Source organism: Hyphomicrobium zavarzinii ATCC 27496 (assembly GCF_000383415.1).
Taxonomy (GTDB): domain Bacteria; phylum Pseudomonadota; class Alphaproteobacteria; order Rhizobiales; family Hyphomicrobiaceae; genus Hyphomicrobium_C; species Hyphomicrobium_C zavarzinii.
Map to the genome: position 1 here is coordinate 227,137 of NZ_KB911255.1, position 20,576 is coordinate 247,712.

Below are 20,576 nucleotides of genomic sequence, written 5' to 3' on the forward strand. Positions count from 1 at the left end.
CAGCCACCACTGCCCTACTGCCTAACTGCCTTCTCCCATTTCCCCCCTTCCCTCACGCAACCCGCTCCTGCCTCAACGTCTCGCCGCGGTAGGAGAGGGCTTCGGCGATGTGGATGCGGCCGACGGTTTCGGCGCCGTCGAGGTCAGCCAGAGTGCGGGCGACGCGGAGGGTGCGGTGGAAGCCGCGGGCGGAGAGCTTGAGCGTTTCGGCGGCCTGGCGAATGAGGGTGATGCCTGCCTGATCGGGCTCGGCGGTTTTTTCGAGAATGTGGCCCGTGCATTCGGAGTTGGTGCGCAGTTTCGGGGCGCCGTGCGCGAGGAAGCGCGCACGCTGGCGTTCGCGAGCGGCGGTGACGCGGGCGCGCACCTCGGCGCTGCCTTCGTTGGGCGGCGGCAGCACGAGATCGGCGGCGGAGACGGCCGGCACCTCGATCTGAATGTCGATGCGATCGAGCATGGGACCTGAGATGCGCGCCTGATAGTCTGCGGCGCAGCGCGGGCCGCGTTTGCAGCTCTGCCCCGCTCCGCCTCCGCACCGGCAGGGGTTCATGGCGGCCACAAGCTGCATGCGGGCCGGATAGGCGATGCGATGGTTGGCGCGGGCGATGATCAGCTCGCCGGTTTCGAGCGGTTGACGTAGCGCATCGAGTACCGCTGGCTGAAACTCGGGAAGCTCGTCGAGGAAGAGGACGCCGAGATGGGCGAGGCTCGCTTCGCCGGGACGCGGCCGCGTTCCGCCGCCCACCAGGGCTGCCATGCTGGCGGAATGGTGAGGCGCGCGAAAGGGACGCTCGGTGCAGAGCTTTCCGCCCATCAGCTCTCCGGCGAGGCTGTGGACCATCGAGACGTCGAGCATCTCCTCGGGCGTGAGCGGGGGAAGGATCGACGGGAGGCGGGCGGCGAGCATGGATTTTCCCGATCCCGGCGGGCCGATCATCAGCAGGTTATGTCCGCCGGCAGCCGCGACCTCGAGCGCACGCTTGGCGCTTTCCTGACCGCGGACGTCGCGGAGATCGGGAAGAGCGGTTCGGTCCTGCTCGAGGGCGGGCTTGGGGCGCGAGAGCGTTTGCAGCCCTTTGAAGTGGTTGACCAGCGATAGAAGGTGAGGAGCGGCGAGAATGTCGGCGTCCTCTCCGGCCCAGGCTGCTTCCGAACCGCAGGCCTGCGGGCAGATCAGCCCTTTGCCCATGGCGCTGGCGCCAATGGCGGCGGGCAGGGCGCCGGGGATCGAGCGGATCGATCCATCTAGCGCCAACTCGCCAATGGCGGCGTATCGCTCGATGGCGTCGGGTGCGACGGCCTCCATGGCGACCATGAGTGCGAGCACGATGGCGAGATCGAAGTGGCTGCCCTCCTTCGGCAGGTCGGCGGGGGCGAGGTTTACGGTTATGTGCTTGTAAGGGAGGCCCAGGCCGACCGCGTGCAGCGCGTTGCGCACGCGCTCCCGGCTTTCGGCGACAGCCTTGTCGGGCAGGCCGACGATGGCGAAGGTCTGCTGGCCCGGGGTAATCCGCACCTGGACTTCGACGGCGCGCGCCTCCACGCCCACGAACGCAACTGTTGCGATGGTCCCGTACATCTCACCCCCGGCGCGGCTGTCATCAGTAGGGGGAACGCCTGACCCGGGAATATCCGTCGCGAAAGGCTGTGCGAAACGCCGGTACCGCCAGAACCTCGCCTCGCGAAGTGCGTTCTATCTTCCGTCGTCTCTTGGATTTTCTCAGGGAACTTTCGAAATGGCCGGACCCAGTGCGAAGTGCAGTCTCATCCCCTGCCTCGGCTACAAGGATGCCGACGCGGCGGTCGATTGGTTGTGCGAGGCGTTCGGCTTCGAGCAGCATGCGGTCTATCGCGACGACGCGGGTCAGGTGGTTCATGCCGAGCTCACGTTCGCGAACTGCATGATCATGATCGGGCCGGACAACGGGGGTGAGTTCGGGAAGCTCGTCATGACGCTGCCCGAGCGCGCGGGCGGGCGGTGCACGCAGACCCTCTACGTCATCGTCGAGGATGTGGACGCGCACTATGCGCGGGCTTCCGCGGCGGGTGCGGAGACCGTGATCGCGCCGCGGGGAGATAGCTACGGCGGGCGCAGCTACTCCGTCCGCGATCCCGAGGGGCACGCGTGGAGTTTCGGCAGCTACGATCCCTGGGCTGCGTCCACAACATCCTGAATGCTCGGGGCATAGTGGACGCGCGGAGATCTGAGGCCCGCGCTGAGGAGCGTTCGGCGCACGTTGGGGCGGGCTGCGGTAAAAACCACTTTCGTGCCGGCGCCTTCGAGCTGGTGCACGAAGCCTTCCAGGGATTTGGCGGCGGTGCTGTCGACGAGGGGTACGTCGGCGAAATCCAGGATGAACGTCTTGGGATGTTCTCCGATGCGGTCCAGCACGCCGCGCACGGCGGCGGTGGCGGCAAAGAAGAATGCGCCGGAGATGCGGTAGACCACGACATCTTGGCCATAGGTGGCAGGCTCGTAGCGTGTGCGCTGCTCTCCGGCCGTATCGGCGGCATCGTCCGCCACGAGGGCGTGCCCCGTTTCGACCTCCACGTTCTCCGCCATGCGGTGCATGAACAGGAAGGCGCCGAGCGTCACGCCGACGGCGATGGCGATCGTGAGATCCTCGAAGATGGTGAGGAGGAAGGTGGCCATGAGAACGGTCGCGTCTCCCCAGGAGGAGCGCAACAGCGCCGCGAATTCCTCTTTCTCCGCCATGTTCCAGGCGACGACAGCCAGGACACCGCCGAGGCTGGCGAGAGGGATGTAGGCGGCGAGCGGCGCGGCGACCAGCAGGAACAGCAGGATGTAGACCGAGTGCAGCATGCCGGAGACCGGCGTTCGCGCTCCGGCGCGCACGTTGGTCGCGGTGCGCGCGATGGTGCCTGTCACGCACATGCCGCCAAAGGTGACGGCTGCGATGTTGGCGGCGCCCTGGGCGACCAGCTCGCAATTGGAGCGGTGCTTGCGTCCGGTCATGCCATCCGCCACGACGGCCGAGAGCAGGCTTTCGATGGCGCCCAAGAGGGCAATGGCGAGGGCGTCCGGGAAGACGGCGCGCAGCTTGGCGAGATCGAACGAGGGGAGCGAAGGGGAGGGCAGCATGCGCGGCACCTCGCCGAAGCGCGAGCCGATGGTGGCGACATCGAGCTGGAAAAGCGCCGTGAGCAGCGCCGTCACGGCGACGGCGATGAGCATACCGGGCCATTTGGGCTTTACCCGGCGCAGGCCGACTATGAGGACGACGGCAAGCAGCGACAATCCGATTGCGGCCGGGTTGAACGATCCGAGCGCGCTCCAGATGGCCGCGAGCTTGGGGGCGAGGGCCGCGGGCTCATGGGCGAGATCGAGGCCCAGCAGCTCTTTCATCTGGCTCGCGAAAATGATGACGGCGATGCCCGCCGTGAATCCGACGGTGACGGGCAGGGGGATGTATTTGATGTACGTTCCGAGCCGCAGGAAGCCTGCGAGCATCATCAGCAGGCCGGCCATGGAGGTTGCGAGCACGAGACCGTCGTAGCCGTGCCGTTCCACGATGGCGGCGATCAGCACGATGAAGGCGCCCGCAGGCCCGCCGATCTGGAAGCGGCTGCCGCCGAGCGCCGAGATCAGGAAGCCGCCGACGATGGCGGTGAACAGGCCCTTCTCCGGGGAAAGGCCCGAGCCGATGGCGATGGCCATCGAGAGGGGGAGCGCGACGATTGCGACGGTGAGGCCTGCCAGCGCGTCCGCTCCGAAGTCTTTCGCGCCGTAGCCTTCACGCAGGAGCGTGATCAGCTTCGGCGTGAAGAGCTCGCGAAAGGTCGGCGCAGGCGGTTTGCGCGGGGGTGACGCGGACGCGTCCATGGATCCGTCTCCTTGATCAAGGAGCGGCGGGATCGTCGGCTCGGGTGTCGGCGGTCGCCGTCGCAACGAAGTCGCGGCAGGAGTAATAAGCGGTTCGAATTCTACAGAATTCGGCCACGTTCAGGTGTGCATCTTTAGGCCATAGGGCGTGCGTGTCCGGTTCGCAATCGTCGCAGGGCGCACTCCTGCATTTTTCTGTGCTTTGGGAGACTGTCCTTATGAGGTCGTTTAGATTTGTGGCCGGACTTCTTGTTGCCGCAGGTTTTCCATTTGCCGGAGCGGCTGCGGATGATGCGATTTTGACAGACATCACCTGGCTGGCCGAGGACATCGAGGGTCGCGGCGTCGTCGACAACGTCGCTTCCACGTTTCGTATCGATGCCTCCGGAAAGCTGAGCGGGGCTGGCGGCTGCAATCGGATTTCCGGCACGGCGAAGATCGCCGGAGAGAAGATCACCATCGCGCCGCCTGCAACCACGCGCATGATGTGCCCGCCCGCGGTCATGGACCAGGAGCAGAAATTCCTCGGCGCGCTTACGCGGGCTCGCAGCTACAAGCTGGAAGGGTCCATCCTAAGATTGCAGGGAGAGGACGGCGCCGAGCTGCTGAGACTGGTGAAGTCCGATTAATCCACTCCGCGCTATCACCGCGCGAACCCGTATCGCCGAGTGCGAGCCGGCGATACGGAGAGAGGTCCTCAAATCTTTGCGACGGTGCCTGCGGGACGGCATGTCCAGCGCTTCACGTACCAGCGCGGATGCTCGTCGGTCCATTTGGCAATTTCAGGCGCGGCGCCCATCACACACTGCATCGGCGTCATGCTCTCCGCTTGAAAGATGAGGCCGACATCCTTGCATTTGCCGGGTTCGGCGGTGAGGCAGGCAATCAGTGCGAGCTCGATCATCGATGGGACCCTTTTTCTTTGGCATTGAGCGCTCCTCAAGGCCGGACGTTTCGGTTCCCATCGTCGTTCTTATCGTTATTGGAAGCGCAGACATGCGGTCCGCGCTTCAAAGATTGTGGAGTGACTCTAGGTTTTGATACTTCCCGTCCCTACCAACAAAATGAGATTTGTAATTCGGCTACGCCATTTCCAGTCCGGATAATGTCGCAGCCAAAAAGGTGCGGCGAATTTCCGGGCTTTGTTCAAATAACAATGGGCTTGCTGTTTCTAGAGCAAAAGCAACGTCAAAACGCTCGCTGCGCAGACGGCAATCAGGGTGGATTCGACGGGGCCGAAGCGATGGTCCACCCATCGGGGTAGGGCGTTGTAGCGCGGGGCATGACGCGCCAGCCAGAGCGAGCTGAGAAAGATCCAGCTCAGGATAAACCCGATCAGGGCGAGGGTCGCGATGCCGCTTGCGTTTCCGGGGGGCTCGGGCACGAGGGCAATCATCAGCGCGACGCCCGCGAGGCTGAACACCAGGAGAGCGGCGACCAGCTTCAGCGTCTTTCGGAAGCCCGGCGGATCATTGATCCATTGCCGGCGCATGCCGGCGATCGACGCCGCCCCGAAGGCGAGGAAGAGAACGATTTTCGACAGTGCCGTGTAGTCCACCCGCGTGCCCCTTTCGGGCTCATGTCCCCAGAGTCTGATGCTCCGCTCTAATCGAACGTGATGCAATCGTTCGGGTGCTGCACTTGCTCGGGCCTGTATCCATTCTGCCACTGGCAAGATGTAACTCTGGCGAGATTACATAAGTAGGGAACTAGTCCCGTAGGCAAGTTCCATCCGTATGTTCACTGTAGGGGTGAAACGTTATTGCGTTTTGCCTATCTGCCATCAGCGCGCGGGCAAAGCTGACAAATAACGGTACAGATTGGGCCCGCTGACGCCTTTTGACGGGAACTGTTCCGCATCGGTGTCGGGAGGGTCTGACGGGAGGACAGTCAATGTATTGCGTATCGCCTGGCGCATCCGCCCCAGCATATCTGCCACATTCGTCTTGTCCGCCCGAGGGGCCGCCCTGGCTTTGAAGCCAGTGTGAGGCCGCGCGCTAACGCGCTCCAACACCTTCGCCTTCCAGAAAAAAAGAACCTCGCCAACCAACATCTTCGATGGGGGAAGATATGACACGTTTTGCGTTCAAGCCGCCTGTACGTCTCGGCAGTGCGGCCGCTTCACTCTCGCTGGCGCTCATGCTGAGCGTTTCCGTCTCGCATGAGGCGATGGCCGCATGTGCGCCGAGCTCAACCTTGACTGTCGGCATCGAATGCGAGGGGGAGCAGGAGAACACGTCCCACATCACCATTACGGATGGAGGAAACGCAGGCGACAAGTTTGCTCCGGGGCTGGTCTCGGATCTGTTCGCGAACTCGGCACTCAATGCATCCTTCACGCCTGCGACAGCCATCACGGTCAGCGGTATTCTCGTCACCCCTATCGATGGGGAGGGAAACCTCAAGAACAGCGGCGACATCGAAAATACGATGTCGAACGACAAGATCCTCGACAACGCGGTCAAAACGACCGCGAAAACAACCGTCCATGTGCCGCCTGGAGGTTGGGGTAGCAGCACGCCTTCCGGCACGACGACATACACGGTGACTGACAAGGATGGCGCCGTAACGACGGTGGCAAGGGCCGCTACTGCGGCCGAGATCCGGGCGATCACGGCCGCGCCGGTCGTCAACGGTGACGGGAGCAAGGACTACGCGAGGACGTTCGGTGCCGATACCATTTCCTCGTCGTCCAACGTTGCCAACATCATTGGGATCAACGCAAACGACGACGGCGAATACAACATCGAGAACACCGGGAACATCAAACTGAGTCATGCCGGCGTCGGCCAGCTTTACGGCATCGCAGGAAACGGTGATGTCGAGGAACTCAATGTCACGAACTCCGGAAAAATCGAGGTCGAACGCGACAGCATTGTCATCACCCGCCTCAGGAGCGACGCCATTCAGGCGCGCCCGGACGATGTCACGGCGAGTGTCGGGACGATCCCAAATGCCGGTCTGCAAGTGGCGGCTGGCGTTTTCGTGGAGGAAGAGCTCGAGTCGTTCTCGCTAGATAATGAAAAGAGCGGAACTATTTCCGTTTCCGGAAGCCTGGCTGCTGGAGTCTACAGCCGCGCTGCCGAATTCAGCCTCATCAACGATGGCCTCATCGAGCACACGGATGGGCCTGGCGGCGGTATCGCCATTGCCGCCGTCTCCGATTCCGGCATCACGAGCACAGCCGAGATCGAGAACCGCGGCACGATCTCGGGCGATATCGTGATGACGAACGGTCACGCGCTCCGCTGGTGGGGTCTCAATGTGCTCGGCCCAATCGATGCCAGCACGGCTCTTCAGAAAGACTACCTCCGTATCAACTCTCAATTCGGCCAGCTCGACTCGACCATCGTCAACAGCGGGACGATCACCGGCGATTTCTACTACTCGAACGGCGCTCATGTTCTGAGCAACGAAAGCGAGGGGACAATCGAGGGCGACATCCATGTCGATCAGAGACGGACGCTGGCGCCCGGCAGGTCGTGCACGGTCGGCAGTGAAGGCTGCTTCGCCACGGGAGTAGCAGTCGGCGATGCCGTGCAAGGCAATCCGGCCCACGGTGAGCTGCCGGCCAGCGAAAACTCGGCGTCAATCGTCACCGCGGTCGACAACAGTGCCGCCGTGATTGCGAATCCCGATCTCGGGATTGCAGGCGCTGCCGCCGGCGCAACTCAGTCCGCCACATTCGATATCTCTATCTGGGGTTCGAAAACATTCACGCTGGAAAACGCCGGAGACATGGAGGACGTCGACCTCACGATCTTCACCAGCCCCGCGACCACGATCTACGGGTTCGACGTCGCCGACAGCCGCAATGTACTCAAACCGCACATCTTCGGTGGAGGCGCGGGGTCCACTGCCGCGTTGCCTTCGGAGAACAGCGGCTTCATCGACGATCTCACCGTCGTCGACGTGGACAACAGCGGCAACGTCACCGGTGGGTCGCTCAGCCGGACGACGACGATCGCTCCCGTGATCGACAGCGTCGTGAAATCCGGCGAGTGGTATCTCGTTGCCAAAGAACTCGATGCACTGAACGTGGGAGACACTCCTGAAGTCGAAGGCACGGTACTCGTGAGCTGGACAGCGGACGCCGCTGCGGGCGCGGGCGGGGATTCGCTTGCGATCCAAGCCACCGTTGCCGACGCTTCGAGTGTTGAAGGCCTGTCCAAGCCGGGCATCTCGGCTCTCAACGGGTTGCTATCCGTCGAGGACAGCGACTCCGATGCGGGTGCCTTGGCGGGTGCCGTCCAGAATCTCTCGGAAGAGGACGACGTGCGCAAGGCCGGCGAGCAGTTGAAGCCGGAGACCAACTACGCCACGCAGCAGGCTGCAATCTTGCTCAACCAGGTCACCGGGCAGCATATCGAGGCGCGCCTTGCCTCGGTCGGCGCAACCGGGTCCAGCGGAAACAGCTTCCCTCAGCCGTCTGGACTGGGCATGAAGCAGAATGATCCCAACCGGTCCAACCTCGGCGGATCCACGCCGAGCGTCGATGCGGGGCCGTCGCAGGGAGGCGGCGCTCTCTGGGGCCGAGCCTTTGGCGTCGGCTTCAATCAAGACGAGATCGAAAACGTCGACGGCTACGACGCGCGCCTCTACGGCATCCTCGCAGGCTATGACAACTGGGCCGCACCCGGCGTTCGTGTCGGCGTGGCGATCGGATATGCCAACACGGATATCGACGGAGAGGGCGACACGAAGGCCAACAAGACCGGGATCGACAGCTATTTGGCCGAACTCTATGCCTCCTACAGGGGTTCGGGCTGGTATGCGACGGGCCGCACCGGCTTCACGTGGCACGACTACGAAACGACACGCGTTCTGAGCGTGCCTTTGCAAGACGTAGCAAAGGGCGATCACGAGGGCGATCAATACAATGCTGCGTTGGAGCTGGGTGCGCCGATGCACGTCGGCGGCGGCAACATTCTGACGCCGGTCGCGTCGTTGACGTACTCCAAGCTGCGGCAGGACGGCTATAAGGAGACCAGCGACGCCGGCATGGGGCTCTCCGTCGGCGATCAGAACAACGACTCGCTGGTGTCGGGTCTCGGCCTGAAGGCGCTGGTGCCGATCGCTGTCGATACTGTGCTCGAGGCACGGGCGCTTTGGTTGCACGAGTTTTCGGACGATGCGCAGGATGTCACGGCGAGCTTCGCGGCCGGCGGCGCGACATTCACGGCCGCGGGGCCAGGTGTTGGGCGCGATTCAGCAGCGCTGGGCCTGGGTCTGCTGGCGCAGATCGGGCCGGAATCGACGTTCCAGCTCAACTACGACGCCAATATCCGCGAAGACTATCTCGCTCATATCGGGTCGGCGCAGTTGTCGGTCCGCTACTGATCGTGCTTCGGCGCTCCGGCTCGATGGCGGAGCGCCGAACGATCTGCTTACGGGGTCGCCGTCAAGCGGTCTTGGCGGCGACCTTCGTCTCGATGACGTCCCAGATGCGTGCGGCGATGTCTGTGCCGCCGAATGCCTTCACCTGGCGGATGCCAGTCGGCGAGGTGACGTTGATCTCGGTGAGGAAGCCGCCGATCACGTCGATGCCGGTGAAAATCAGGCCGCGGCGCTTGAGCTCAGGTGCAAGACGGGCGCAGATCTCGCGCTCGCGATCGGTGATCTCGGTTTTCGCTGCCGTGCCGCCGACATGCAGGTTCGAGCGGGTTTCACCTTCGGCCGGCACGCGGTTGACGGCGCCCGCGATCTCTCCGTCGATCAGAATGATGCGCTTGTCGCCGTTGCGGACCTCGGCGCGATATTCCTGAACCATGAAGGGCTCGCGGAAGACGGTTTGGAACAGCTCGACCAGGGAGGCGAGGTTGCTGTCCTCGGGGCGGATGCGAAACACGCTCGCGCCGCCGTTGCCGTAGAGCGGCTTCACGATGATGTCCTTGTGCGCCCGGCGGAAGGCCAGCACGTCGTCCAGCGAGCGGGTGACAAGGGTCGCCGGCATCAGGTCGAGAAAATCGAGAACGAAGATCTTCTCGGGCGCGTTGCGAACGTGCGCTGGATCATTCACCACCAGCGTCTTTGGATGGATGCGCTCCAGGAGATGCGTGGTGGTGATGTAGGCCATGTCGAAGGGCGGGTCCTGCCGGAGCAGAACCACGTCCCAGTCGGCGAGATTTTCCCGCCGCGCGTCGCTCAGCCGGTAATGGTCGCCGAGCTTGTCGACGACGTTGAGGCTGTGGCCGCGGGCGAGCAGCCGGTCGCCCTCGAGCGCGAGGTTGGGCGGCGTGTAGTAGAAGATCTGGTGACCGCGCCGCTCCGCCTCCAGCAGGATGGCAAACGTGCTGTCGCCGCGGATGTCGATCCGCTCGATGGGGTCCATCTGGCAGGCTATGCGAAGCGGCATTGGTCTCTCAGGCCTTCTCGTCGCCGGTCATGACCCGGCCCATCCATTCGTCGATCGTGATATGTCCGGCCCGTTCGACGGCTGCGGTCTCGTGCGGGCGCAAGGTGTCCTGCATCCCGTCGATGCGCTTCCATTCGCAGAGGGGCGTCTCGGTGTCCGCGCGCGGCACATAGCGCGAGGCGGACAGCTTCTTGTAGCGGTGGATGTAACGAGGGCAGTTCATCCACACGTCGGAAACCGCGACTTTCACGACAAGCTCGGCCTCCTTGAAGAGCCCCATGAGCGGGCCCTCCTTCAACACCTGTGCCTTGCCCTGCAATCTCAGGCGGAAGGGGCGCTCGAAGTCGATGAACAGGCAGCCGATCTCGCCGTTACCCGCGATGTTGCCGGTGGAGTAGTGCATGCCGTTGCCGTCATAGCTCGGAAAGGCGAGCGTGGTGGCGTCGAGCACTCTGACGAAGCCGGGATCGCCGCCCTTGTAGGATACGGTCGGCCGGCCGTTGTGGTCGGCGGAAGCGAGGAAGAACATGTCGCGGCTTTCGATGAAGGCGCGCGCGACATCGTCGATCTCAGTCTTGGCGGCGATCGCTTCCACGCGATCCGCCATCGTGCGGCTCTCGAAGAGATCCTGGAACTCGCGATGCTTTGGTCCGTAAAGCCTGCTCATATTTCCTCCTCGTCTCTCGTTCCTCTCCGTACCCCTGCGTCTTGGCAACGCTTCGATTTTTATGGGGCGCGTTAAATCCATCTTAACCGGAAAAACCAGATTTTCTCCATAGTTACCTGCGGGACAGCGCGCAGGCGCGACATAACCTAGTTTCTGCGTCATGCAAGGCCGATGGAGATTGCCATGACGCCTCAGACCTCGATTGCCACAGCCGTGACTTTCAAACCGGTCCGCGTTGCCATCGCGGCCATTATTCTCACGGGCGCGCTTAACTCCCAGGCCGGCGCCGTCAGTCTCGGCGTCAAGCTCGCCTGCGCTTCCGATTACTACTCCTATTGCAGCCAGCACGCGCCTGGAAGCACCGCGGTTCGCCAGTGCATGCGTTCGCATGGGCCGCAGCTCTCCAACCGCTGCATCAACGCGCTCATCTCCGCGGGAGAGGTTTCCAAGATCGAGGTCGATCGCCGTCGTGCTGCGGCGATGGCCGCGAAGTCGGGCCGCTCCAAGACTGCATCCGCGGACTGATCTTCCATCCCTTTCCAGAACGAATTGAGGGCGCGACCCGGTTGGATCGCGCCCTTCGTTATTCCGGCCGTCTTCGAGATCGGACTTCGCGCGACTACTTCTTGTCGTCGTCGTCCTTTTTGCCGTAGGTGGCCTTGATGCTGTCGATGCCGGCCTTGAAGATGCCGTCGATGGTGCTGCGAGCTTCCTTGTCCTCCTTGCCGTCAGCGGCATCGTAGGTGGAGCTCCATACGACGTTGATCTCGTCGAGGTCGTCGTCATCGGGGGTGACGGAGAACTGTGCCTCGTAGTTCTTCACAGGAAGCGGGCTCTCGACGATGGAATAGCGGTAGCTCATTGCGCCGCGGTCGAGGAGCTTCTCCTTGATCTTGCCGCCGTCCTTCAGGGTCAGCGTGCGGAAGGTGTCGTCACCCTCCTTGCTCTCGTCGCAGGCTGCTACTGCCGGGTGCCATTCCTTGATCGCGCACCAGCCGCCCAGCTTGTCCCAGAGCGCTTTGCGCTCCTCTTCGACCTTCTTTTCGTCGACGTTGAGCTCAAGCTTCTTGGCCGAGACGAGGCTCGCGGCGGAAGCCACTCCGGCTCCCACGGCCAGCGCGCCCGCTGCCAGCATTAGCGCGATAATCGATCTTCTCATGGCGTACTCCCGTGAAGGGCCCATTGAGGCCTCAGTTTGCAAATGCGTTACACTGTAGCGTATAAAACATCCGGTGTGCCGGCAGGAAGTCCTGGCAATCACAAATGTTCGTGTGGTCGAGAAAATTCCCGGCTACAGGCCATTCTCGAGATGCCGGGGCCAGCCGCGCCCAATCAGGAACACGATGTCGAAGCCCAGCTCATGGGATTGATAACGCGTGTGCTGGGCGAGCCAGAGATCGGCAGCCCTGCGAATGCGGGCGCGTTGCTTCGCGGTGACGGCGGCTTCTGCCGCTTCCAGGGTGGCGCGTTGCTTGACCTCGATGAACGCGAGGCGGCGGCCCCGCACGGCGATGAGATCGATCTCGCCGAGGGGCGTTTTTTCCCGGCGCCCGAGAATGCGGTAGCCGCGCAGGCGCAGCGCCAGCGCCGCGATCCATTCCGCATGACGGCCGAGTTTGTATCTGGCGCGGCGTTCCTCCCTTAGACGATCCTTGCGCGGAGGAGGCGCCGGCATCCCGTTCAACTCCCCGCGCGGCGCTTGAGACCCAGGGCTACGTCGTAGACACGGGCTTTGGGGACCTTCAGCGTGTCGGCCACCATGCGGGTGGCGTCGCGGATGCTCAAGCTTTCGAGCGCGGGGGCGAGGCTTGCTTCGATGGCGGCGTCGGTAACCTCCGTCTCCTGCGGGGGACCGACGACGATCACCACCTCGCCTTTCGGAGGATCAGCCGCGAAGTGGCGGGCCAGGCCGGTGAGAGGCGCGCGGCGGACATCTTCGTGCAGCTTGGTCAGCTCGCGCGCGACGGCCGCTTCGCGGTTGCCGAGTTCCTCGGCCAGATTGGCGAGCGTGTCGGCCGTTCGCGTGGGGGCTTCGAAGAAGACGAGCGTGGCAGGAATGGCGGCCAGCTCGGCGAGCCTGGATTTTCGTGCGCCCTCCTTGGCGGGCAGGAAGCCTGCGAAGAAGAACGCGTCGGTCGGCAAGCCGCCCACAGTGAGTGCGGCGAGTGTCGCCGAGGGGCCGGGTACGGCGACGACGGCATGCCCCGCCGCGGCGGCATCGCGAACGAGCTTGAAGCCTGGATCGGAAATCAGCGGCGTTCCCGCATCGCTGATGAGTGCGATCGAGCGCCCGGCCTCCAGCTCCGAGAGGATGCGGGGGCGCTGCTCCTCGGCGTTATGCTCATGATAAGGACGCAGGGGCGTGCGGATCGCGTAGTGCGCGAGCAGCGTGCGGCTGTGGCGGGTGTCCTCGCAGTAGACGACATCGGCGCGCGCCAGGGTTGCGATTGCGCGCAGCGTCATATCGGCCAAGTGGCCGATCGGGGTCGAGACCAGATAGAGGCCCGGGCCCAGGGGCAGGCCAAGCTGGCGCTCGATTTCGAACCCGACGCGGCTTGCGGTCGCGAGGCTGTTTACCTTCTCGTTCTCGGGAGGCTCGTCTCTCATCTTTCCGCCCCTAACCCGGACTAGCTTCCCACTCCATCCGGACAGACAGTCGGGCGATGGCCGTGTCGCGGCACCTCTCTTTCACTCCTTTGCCGTGGAAAAACCAAGAGATATTTGGATTGCCGTGACACAATTCACTTCACGCCCCGGCGCTTGGCCTGTAACCAGAGGCTCTTCAGGATGCTTGGCCGCCTCTGTCGCCGGCCAGGTATCTTTTGCAATCATCTTCCCTGGTCATGGTACTCTCGGCGTGACGTTGTTTTCTACCGGCTGCAGAGGACCGCACTCATGATCGACGCCGGACCTCCAGTCCGTCCTGCGGGATGGCGCGCGCGGCTTCGCGCGGCGGGGCGTCTGGCGTGCCGCGCGGCTGGGGTCATGGCCGCGGCTGGCCTGGTTGCAGGCTGTGCCACCAATCTCGGCAGTCCGACCAGCGACGTGACGGCGGCGCTGGGCGATCAGAAGGGCGCGCCGGCAATGGGCGGGAGGCCGCAAAAGCCCGTGCGCATCGGTATGCTGCTGCCGCTTTCGGGCTTCGGGCCGCAGGCCTCGACGGCGAAGGGCATGAAGCAGGCGGGCGAGCTTGCGCTGTTCGAGCTCGACAATCCGCTGGTGCAGCTCATCGTCAAGGACGACAAGGGCTCTCCGCAAGGTGCCGCACAGGCGGCACAAGAAGCTATCGGAGAAGGGGCCGAGATCATCGTTGGCCCGCTGACGGCGCAGGCGACGCAGGCGGTGGCGCCGGTGGCGCGCAAGGCTAACGTGCCGGTGCTCGCGTTTTCCAACGACCGGCGCGTGGCCGGGAACGGGGTCTATCTGATGAGCTTCCTGCCCGAGCAGGAAGTGGATCGCATCGTCGCCTACTCCGTGGGCCGGGGGAAACGCCGCTTTGCGGCGCTGGTGCCGGATGACGCTTATGGCGCGGTGATCGAGCCCGCGTTTCGCCGGGCGGTGGAGCGGAATGGCGGGGCGCTCGCCGTTATCAGCCGCTATCCGCTCGAGCCCAACGCGATGCTGTCACCGGTGCGGGCGCTGGCTGACGAATTGAAGCAGAGCCAGGATTCGGCGGCGCCCATCGATGCGCTGCTCATTGCCGGCGGCGCGGACGTGCTGCCGCAGATCGATCCCATCCTCACCTATTCCGGCATCAGCGCCGATCGCGTGCAGTTGCTCGGAACGGGCGGCTGGGATTTCCCGAACGCGGGGCGCAGTCCGGCCTTCGTGAAGGGCTGGTATCCGGGACCGGATCCGCATGGCTGGGCCGACTTCGCGCAGCGATTCTCCCGCTCCTTCGGGCAGGCGCCGCCGCGTCTCGCGAGCCTTGCCTACGACGCGGTGAGCATTTCCATCACGCTGTCTTCAGCGGAACCGGGGCAGCGCTTCACGCCGCAGGCCTTGACGCGGGCCTCGGGATTCACGGGCATCGACGGTAGCCTGCGCTTCCGTGCGGATGGGCTGCCGGAGCGTGCTCTCGCCGTGCTCGAGCTTCAGACTTTCGGTGGCAACGTGCTCGACCCCGCCCAGGCCACGGCGCCGGGAGACGGCCGCGTCACGGCGGTCGGCGCGCAGTAGCGTGGCGCGCTGCGATCCGGTTTTTCCAGGTCAGATCAGGCGGCGTTGAGCGCCCGGTTCTTGGGGCGTGTCGCCGCGTTCTTCCTCGAAAGCTCGAGGAGCGCCTCGATCGAGGTTTCGAGGCGGATGTCGTCCAGCGTCTGGACGCGCCCCTGCTCGAAGCTGGCGTAGCTCATCAGCGGCCTTAGCTCATCGCGCATCCGGTCGATGACGTACGTCAGTGCGTCGAGTTGCTCGCCCGCGGATTTGTGGAAGCCGACCGCGGCGTGGGTTCCCGTGTCTGCCGCGACAAGCGGCTCGGTGGCGAGCGCCCAAGTCAGGGGCTCGTCGAGGAGATCGGCCTGCTCGATACGCAGGGCGGGTGCGGTCTCGTTTGCCGGTCTGGCCTTCGCCGTCCAATCGCGAACGCGGCCGGCGAGCTCGGAGTCGAACCTCGCCGATACAGAGGTCCAGGCCGTCTCAGCGATCCGGCGGATCTGTGCCGCTGCCTTGCTGGCCCGGGCGGGCAGGCGGCGTCCTTCGTCCAGCACGAAGAAGAGGAGATCCTCGTACCAGAAGGGACCGGGCGTATTGAGGCGGAAACCAAGCATGGGCGTCTCGTGCGCTGTAACACCAACGCGAAAACCATGGCGGCGCGTGGCGACGCATCCTGTCTTCGCGGCATTTCGGTGGGCACTCGAAAACTGTGCTTATTCGCGGCTTTAAGCAAGACTATTCAGTTCGTAAGGTTTTTGTCTGCCGCAAAATTTTGAAAACTATTCTGAAATTGTATGGCTAATAAAACGTAACCAGATTGAAGCTCCGCCGGATTTCGCGCCTTTTTTGCCCCGCGTGGTTCAGTGCCCGGCAGGGCGCGGGGCTTCGGCTGACGGCGGGGGAGCGTAGGAGGCGGGAAGCACGGGCGTGCGCGGCCCAAGCTTGCCGCGGGAATGTCCGGCGGGCAGTTTGTCGTGCAACTTTTCCTGAGCCGCATTGCGCGCCGGCGACGGACCCCGATAGCGGTAGTGGCCGGTGATCTGATCGACGAACAGCGCGTCCTCGAGCTGCGGACCCCAGCCTCTGTTGTGGATGATCATCGGCCGTCCGGATGGCGCGATCACGGACGACACCATGGCGATGTGCGAGCGCGAGCGCTGGTTCTGAGGCCGGTAGTAGGTGACGATGTCGCCGGGGCGATAGTCTTCCGCGAACGAGGTGATGGGCAGGCTCTCGCCCTGGGTGGCGAAGAAGCGGCGCAGCACCTCGGTGCGGCGATGGTCGATGTTGGTATCGCCACTGCCGGAGCGGGCTTGATGCACGAGGGCCTGGAGGTCGAACCCCAAGGCGCGGTAGGCGCGCACGATCACGTCGGTGCAGACGCCGAACAGGCTCGGCACGTCGCCCATGGGAAATGAAATGCGCCGGTAGGCGTCGTTGTAAATGACGAAGCCGCCGGCCTGAGCCTCCGCGGCTTGCGCGAGGTGCAGGCCGAAGGCGTCTCCCGAGAGCGTCTGGCCTCCGGAGCTCGCGTAAGCCGGAGACGATGCGCTTTGTCTCGCAGTTCCTTGCTCGATGGAGCAGATGCCCGCGAGCACGGGATTGCCATGCTCGTCGGCATCGTAAGTGTCGATCACGGCAGGCGGGACCGCAGGGAGATCGTCACGCGGTGCTAGCGCGGGCGAGAGGAGCGCCAGTTTCGTATCACGCGATGGCGCCGGTGCGGGTGCAAGAGGAGCCAACTCGGCGATCCCGGTACGGGGGGCTAGTACGGCCTCCGGCCGCGGAACGAGTGCCAAGGGTGCTTCGGAAGGCCGGGCTGCGATTGCGCGCCCGAGCGGAGCGGTGCCGACAGTTTCGGACGCAATCAGTGCTATGGGCGGCAGCACCGCAAGGTTTGGGGTGACCTCATGCGCGACGGTGCGAGGCAACGCAGCGAGCGAGGGGCTGCTTGTTATGTTGGGGCGGACCGGGGCGATCTCCATGTCCGGGGCGCCGACCACGACGATGTAGGACTGCAAGGTGCGCACCGATTGGTGCACGACGATCGCCGATGCCACGAGCAGGAACGGCAGGAAGAGGAGGGCGAGGGCTTCCCGCTCGTCGGACGAATAAGGCAGCGAGAGTGCGCGCGCCTCTGCGCCGATGCGGCGCAACTTCGCGCCGACGTCACGCGGAGACATGCGGCGGGCGAGAGCGGAAAGATCGCGCGCTTCGCCGCGGATGAAGGCGAGGCTGGACGCGCCAAAGGCAGAGACGCGGCGCTCGGCCGTGCGGAAGATGTCACCGAGACGAGGCTGCTTTCGCGGAGCGGCGTAGACGCGGCGAGGCGGAGCCGCCGGCTTGGGAGCACGGTGCCTGGCCCTCGGCTTCTGCTTGCGCGACTTCTTCACCTCGATCCCCGAAATACGGGAGAAATCAATTGCTCAATTCTAGGTTATAACCCGATGTTTCACCATCGGAAAAATTGGTTTACGAATGATGGCATGACGGATGTTTCAGCCCGTTGCTTCAGTATCCCACTTTTTGTCGGATCTGCAACGCATCCAGTCCCTGCCTGTGCAAATCGCGAAGCGACGTGTCGCGTGCGCTTTTCGAAAGTTTGCGTCCTTCGGCGTCCGTCAGCAGCCTGTGGTGATGGTAGATCGGCTCGGGCAATCCCAGCAGAACCTGCAGCAGGCGCTGGAGGCTCGTCGCGGGGTAGAGATCGCGGCCGCGAGTGACGTGGGTGATGCCCTGGCGCGCGTCGTCGACCGTCACGGCGAGGTGGTAGCTCGCCGGCACATCCTTGCGGACGATCACGGCGTCTCCCCACTCCGCCGGGTCCATCTCGATGCGCTGGGGGCGGCCGTCCTCATCCAGCTCCGTGAAGGTGACCAGGCGCGACCCCGTCATGCCCTCGAGGGCATTCAATGCGCGATCCATGTGAATGCGGAGCGCGAACGGCTCGCCGCGCCCGAGGCGAGCGGCGATCTCCGGTGCCGAAAGGTGCTTGTGGAGGCCGGGGTAGAGCGGGGCGCCATCGGGATCGACGGCATGAGGCGCCGATTGGGCCTTCTCGGCGATCTCGCTGCGCGTCGCGAAGCAGGGGTAGAGGAGGCCCGCACGCTTCAGCCAGTTTGCCGCTGCCTGATAGGTTCCGAAATGCTCGCTCTGTCGCAGCACCGGTTCTTCCCACTTTAGGCCGAGCCAGGCGAGATCCTCGAAAATCTGCGTGATGTGCTCGTCGCGGCAACGGGTGGTGTCGATATCCTCGATGCGCAGCAGGAAGCGTCCGCCGAGTTTCTGCGCCATGTCGAAACCGACGAGCGCGGACAGCGCGTGGCCGAGGTGAAGCTCGCCGTTCGGGCTCGGCGCGAAGCGCAGGACGGGCTGTGCGCTCATGCCGTCAATCGCATTGTCCGGTGCGGCCGGCGCCGGGAGAATAGGTGGGCGCTATCGCTTCGACGATGCGGTCGTAAATGTGCCGCTCTGACACCGGGTAGAGGAGCGCCCAACTGTTGATCAGCCGTCCACCGCAGGTGAAGCTCACGCGCTCATAGAAATGCATGTCGCCGCGCGTGCCGGAGATGATGAAGGAGCGCTTCTTCACGGGGGCGTAGTCGAGATCGGCGCCGCTGTAGTTGTCGGAGAGAAGCTGAGCGCGGTATTCGGCGAGAGAGGCTTCGGCGTCATTGGGAAATGCGCCGACGATGAGCCGGGCGCCGCCGTCGCGCGAGACGAGGACACGGCCGTCTTCGTCGTTGGGGCCGCTGTTGCGCGATGTGAAGACCGATCCGGGATAGGCGATCATGAATCCATGCCGGTCGCTCTGGATGGTCTCCCAGTTTTTGAGCTTCTCGCGTGCCGCCAATGCCTCCGGTGCGATCAGCGATACGCCAGCCAGGAGCGCGGCCAACAGCATGTGTGGGGATCCCGGTTCTCTCAGGTTGTGCCGCATCACACCCTCTCTACGCGCAACACACTCACTATTCGCAATGCTCTTGCGCGGCGTTTCCAAACGCCGGGTTCCACATTACTTTGAGCGGGAAGCGGCGAAAAGCGTGGAGCGCGTCACACCTCGTGCGGAAAATCGATCGCCCACAAAAATCCAAGCGTGGCGCCGCGACGATCGAAACGATCGCGGACATCCGCAAAGGCGTGAGCGGCTTGCGGAAGATCTGCCCGGCGATGCGGCGCGTGCACGACCTCGTCGGCGATCCTCCTCTGCGACGGCTCGAACCCGGGTTTGCGGGGCTCGCGCAGGTTGTCGTCGGCCAGCAGCTTTCGGTCGCAAGCGCGGGCGCGATCTGGAAGCGCACGGCGCAGGTGGTGGAGCCATTCGAGGCGGCCACGCTTCTCCGGCACGACGTTGCCCGGTTGCGGGCGGCAGGGCTTTCGCAAGGCAAGGTCAAAACGCTGCGCGCCATCGCGGATGCGATCGTATCGGGTGCGCTTTCGCTCGATCGCTCAGAGGCTGAAGAAGACCTGCGTGAAGCCCTTCTCGCCATCAGCGGCGTTGGGCCGTGGACGGCGGACATCTACGTCATGTTCTGCCTCGGCGCGCAGGATGGCTTTGCGGCGGGCGATCTCGCGCTGCAGCTTGCCGCGCAGCGGGCGCTGGGGCTCGATGCGCGCCCCGGCGTGCGTGAGCTGGTCGACATTGCGGAGCGCTGGCGTCCTTGGCGCGGGATCGCGGCGCGACTCTTATGGTCGCTCCATGCCTATCGGGACCGCGACGCGTGAGGCGGTCATCCAAAGGGCATTTTTCCTCGTAATAGCTCTATGATGGTGCGGTTGCGAACGCGAAAGTGGACCCGTTGTCCCCGGGACCTTCACAGAGGTGACATGCGTCGCTAGTATCCGCTCCCGAAAGCGGGGGTGACGCCTCGATTCGACGAACCGACTGGAAGCAAGCTCGTGAATGCTCATGCTGCCACGCCGGAAGCGTTTCCGGCACTGGTTCTCAACGCCGACTTTCGGCCCCTGAGCTACTATCCTTTGTCGCTCTGGAGCTGGCAGGAGTCGGTGAAGGCCGTATTTTTGGATCGCGTCAACATCGTCTCCGAGTACGACCGGACGGTCCGGAGCACGACCTTCGAGATGCGGCTTCCCTCTGTCGTCTCGCTCAAAACCTACGTAAAGCCAGCGCTTTATCCGGCATTCACGCGGTTCAACGTGTTTCTGCGCGACCGCTTCTCATGCCAATACTGCGGCTGCCGCGAAGATCTCACCTTCGATCATCTCATCCCGCGCTCGCGGGGCGGACAGACGCGGTGGGACAACGTCGTGACGGCGTGCGCACCCTGCAATCTCGCCAAGGGTGGTGAGATGCCGTGGGATGCAGGCATGCAGCCGTATCAGATGCCGTACCGGCCCACGGTTTTCGAGCTCCACAGGAACGGGCGGCTGTTCCCGCCCAACTACCTGCATGATAGCTGGCTTGACTATCTCTACTGGGATACGGAGCTCGAGCCTTAGGCTGCGGTGCGTCTTTCGGAAAACCGACAGTTTCGTTTTGCCTGGACCCTCGTCTCGGCAGGGGTGCCGTGCGTGCGCTCGTCAGCTACCGGTCT

At 64.0% G+C, this 20,576-nt stretch carries 20 protein-coding genes; 7 read left to right on the forward strand and 13 right to left on the reverse strand.

What is annotated here, in order from left to right:
* Positions 1 to 52: 52 nt before the first annotated feature.
* Positions 53 to 1,579: a YifB family Mg chelatase-like AAA ATPase gene (locus F812_RS0101055; RefSeq protein ID WP_020084097.1), complete on the reverse strand. Its 1,527-nt coding sequence runs from the start codon at positions 1,577 to 1,579 to the stop codon at positions 53 to 55.
* A gap of 157 nt (positions 1,580 to 1,736) precedes the next feature.
* Between F812_RS0101055 and F812_RS0101060 the strand changes: the two genes are divergently transcribed.
* Positions 1,737 to 2,174, forward strand: coding sequence for a VOC family protein (locus F812_RS0101060; RefSeq protein ID WP_020084098.1), 438 nt, complete (start codon positions 1,737 to 1,739; stop codon positions 2,172 to 2,174).
* Here F812_RS0101060 and F812_RS0101065 read toward each other — a convergent pair.
* The gene (locus tag F812_RS0101065; protein ID WP_020084099.1) at positions 2,141 to 3,844 is read right to left on the reverse strand and encodes a SulP family inorganic anion transporter; all 1,704 of its coding nucleotides are present in this window, start codon (positions 3,842 to 3,844) and stop codon (positions 2,141 to 2,143) included. The two genes, F812_RS0101060 and F812_RS0101065, sit on opposite strands and share 34 nt — an antisense overlap.
* Before the next feature lie 299 nt (positions 3,845 to 4,143).
* Between F812_RS0101065 and F812_RS22090 the strand changes: the two genes are divergently transcribed.
* Positions 4,144 to 4,473: an META domain-containing protein gene (locus F812_RS22090; protein WP_198011113.1), complete on the forward strand. Its 330-nt coding sequence runs from the start codon at positions 4,144 to 4,146 to the stop codon at positions 4,471 to 4,473.
* Positions 4,474 to 4,541: 68 nt separating this feature from the next.
* Here F812_RS22090 and F812_RS0101075 read toward each other — a convergent pair whose 3' ends face one another.
* The gene (locus F812_RS0101075) at positions 4,542 to 4,748 is read right to left on the reverse strand and encodes a hypothetical protein (RefSeq protein WP_020084101.1); all 207 of its coding nucleotides are present in this window, start codon (positions 4,746 to 4,748) and stop codon (positions 4,542 to 4,544) included.
* Positions 4,749 to 5,015: 267 nt separating this feature from the next.
* Positions 5,016 to 5,402, reverse strand: coding sequence for a hypothetical protein (locus tag F812_RS0101080; protein WP_020084102.1), 387 nt, complete (start codon positions 5,400 to 5,402; stop codon positions 5,016 to 5,018).
* 512 nt (positions 5,403 to 5,914) lie between these two features.
* On the opposite strand from F812_RS0101080, the gene F812_RS0101090 reads away from it, so the two are divergent.
* Complete coding sequence (locus tag F812_RS0101090) at positions 5,915 to 9,184, forward strand: autotransporter family protein (protein WP_020084104.1); 3,270 nt, start codon at positions 5,915 to 5,917, stop codon at positions 9,182 to 9,184.
* A 61-nt stretch (positions 9,185 to 9,245) separates the two neighbouring features.
* Here the strand turns inward: F812_RS0101090 and gshB are convergent, their stop codons facing one another.
* Together gshB and F812_RS0101100 are read right to left on the reverse strand one after the other, a co-directional pair.
* Positions 9,246 to 10,199 carry a glutathione synthase gene (gene gshB, locus F812_RS0101095; RefSeq protein ID WP_020084105.1) on the reverse strand — a complete coding sequence of 318 codons (954 nt, stop codon included), beginning with the start codon at positions 10,197 to 10,199 and terminating at the stop codon, positions 9,246 to 9,248.
* 7 nt (positions 10,200 to 10,206) lie between these two features.
* On the reverse strand, positions 10,207 to 10,866 hold the full coding sequence (locus F812_RS0101100) for a pyridoxamine 5'-phosphate oxidase family protein (RefSeq protein WP_020084106.1): 660 nt from the start codon (positions 10,864 to 10,866) through the stop codon (positions 10,207 to 10,209).
* A 183-nt stretch (positions 10,867 to 11,049) separates the two neighbouring features.
* Here F812_RS0101100 and F812_RS0101105 point away from each other — a divergent pair, with 183 nt between their 5' ends.
* Positions 11,050 to 11,391 (forward strand): hypothetical protein, encoded by a 342-nt coding sequence (locus tag F812_RS0101105; protein ID WP_051113756.1) that lies wholly within the window; start codon positions 11,050 to 11,052, stop codon positions 11,389 to 11,391.
* 94 nt (positions 11,392 to 11,485) lie between these two features.
* Here the strand turns inward: F812_RS0101105 and F812_RS0101110 are convergent, their stop codons facing one another.
* The 3 genes from F812_RS0101110 to rsmI form a co-directional block, all read right to left on the reverse strand.
* Positions 11,486 to 12,025 carry an SRPBCC family protein gene (locus tag F812_RS0101110; RefSeq protein ID WP_026867748.1) on the reverse strand — a complete coding sequence of 180 codons (540 nt, stop codon included), beginning with the start codon at positions 12,023 to 12,025 and terminating at the stop codon, positions 11,486 to 11,488.
* A gap of 132 nt (positions 12,026 to 12,157) precedes the next feature.
* On the reverse strand, positions 12,158 to 12,541 hold the full coding sequence (locus F812_RS0101115) for a YraN family protein (RefSeq protein WP_020084109.1): 384 nt from the start codon (positions 12,539 to 12,541) through the stop codon (positions 12,158 to 12,160).
* A 5-nt stretch (positions 12,542 to 12,546) separates the two neighbouring features.
* Positions 12,547 to 13,473, reverse strand: a complete 927-nt coding sequence (gene rsmI / locus F812_RS0101120; protein ID WP_020084110.1) for a 16S rRNA (cytidine(1402)-2'-O)-methyltransferase — start codon at positions 13,471 to 13,473, stop codon at positions 12,547 to 12,549.
* A 288-nt stretch (positions 13,474 to 13,761) separates the two neighbouring features.
* Here rsmI and F812_RS22095 point away from each other — a divergent pair, with 288 nt between their 5' ends.
* Positions 13,762 to 15,045, forward strand: coding sequence for a penicillin-binding protein activator (locus F812_RS22095; protein ID WP_083929023.1), 1,284 nt, complete (start codon positions 13,762 to 13,764; stop codon positions 15,043 to 15,045).
* 35 nt (positions 15,046 to 15,080) lie between these two features.
* On the opposite strand, the gene F812_RS0101130 is transcribed toward F812_RS22095, so the two are convergent.
* The 4 genes from F812_RS0101130 to F812_RS0101145 all read right to left on the reverse strand — a co-directional run bounded on the left by F812_RS0101130 (position 15,081) and on the right by F812_RS0101145 (position 18,925).
* Complete coding sequence (locus F812_RS0101130) at positions 15,081 to 15,635, reverse strand: hypothetical protein (RefSeq protein ID WP_020084112.1); 555 nt, start codon at positions 15,633 to 15,635, stop codon at positions 15,081 to 15,083.
* 246 nt (positions 15,636 to 15,881) lie between these two features.
* Positions 15,882 to 17,414 carry a DUF1287 domain-containing protein gene (locus tag F812_RS25145; RefSeq protein WP_020084113.1) on the reverse strand — a complete coding sequence of 511 codons (1,533 nt, stop codon included), beginning with the start codon at positions 17,412 to 17,414 and terminating at the stop codon, positions 15,882 to 15,884.
* Positions 17,415 to 17,532: 118 nt separating this feature from the next.
* Positions 17,533 to 18,405, reverse strand: a complete 873-nt coding sequence (gene gluQRS / locus F812_RS0101140) for a tRNA glutamyl-Q(34) synthetase GluQRS (RefSeq protein ID WP_020084114.1) — start codon at positions 18,403 to 18,405, stop codon at positions 17,533 to 17,535.
* A gap of 4 nt (positions 18,406 to 18,409) precedes the next feature.
* Positions 18,410 to 18,925 carry a hypothetical protein gene (locus F812_RS0101145; RefSeq protein ID WP_020084115.1) on the reverse strand — a complete coding sequence of 172 codons (516 nt, stop codon included), beginning with the start codon at positions 18,923 to 18,925 and terminating at the stop codon, positions 18,410 to 18,412.
* A gap of 158 nt (positions 18,926 to 19,083) precedes the next feature.
* Here F812_RS0101145 and F812_RS0101150 point away from each other — a divergent pair, with 158 nt between their 5' ends.
* Both F812_RS0101150 and F812_RS0101155 read left to right on the forward strand, forming a co-directional pair.
* Entirely contained in the window at positions 19,084 to 19,746 is a 663-nt protein-coding gene (locus tag F812_RS0101150; protein WP_020084116.1) for a DNA-3-methyladenine glycosylase family protein, read from the forward strand.
* A gap of 174 nt (positions 19,747 to 19,920) precedes the next feature.
* On the forward strand, positions 19,921 to 20,481 hold the full coding sequence (locus tag F812_RS0101155) for an HNH endonuclease (protein ID WP_026867749.1): 561 nt from the start codon (positions 19,921 to 19,923) through the stop codon (positions 20,479 to 20,481).
* Positions 20,482 to 20,576 lie beyond the last annotated feature (95 nt).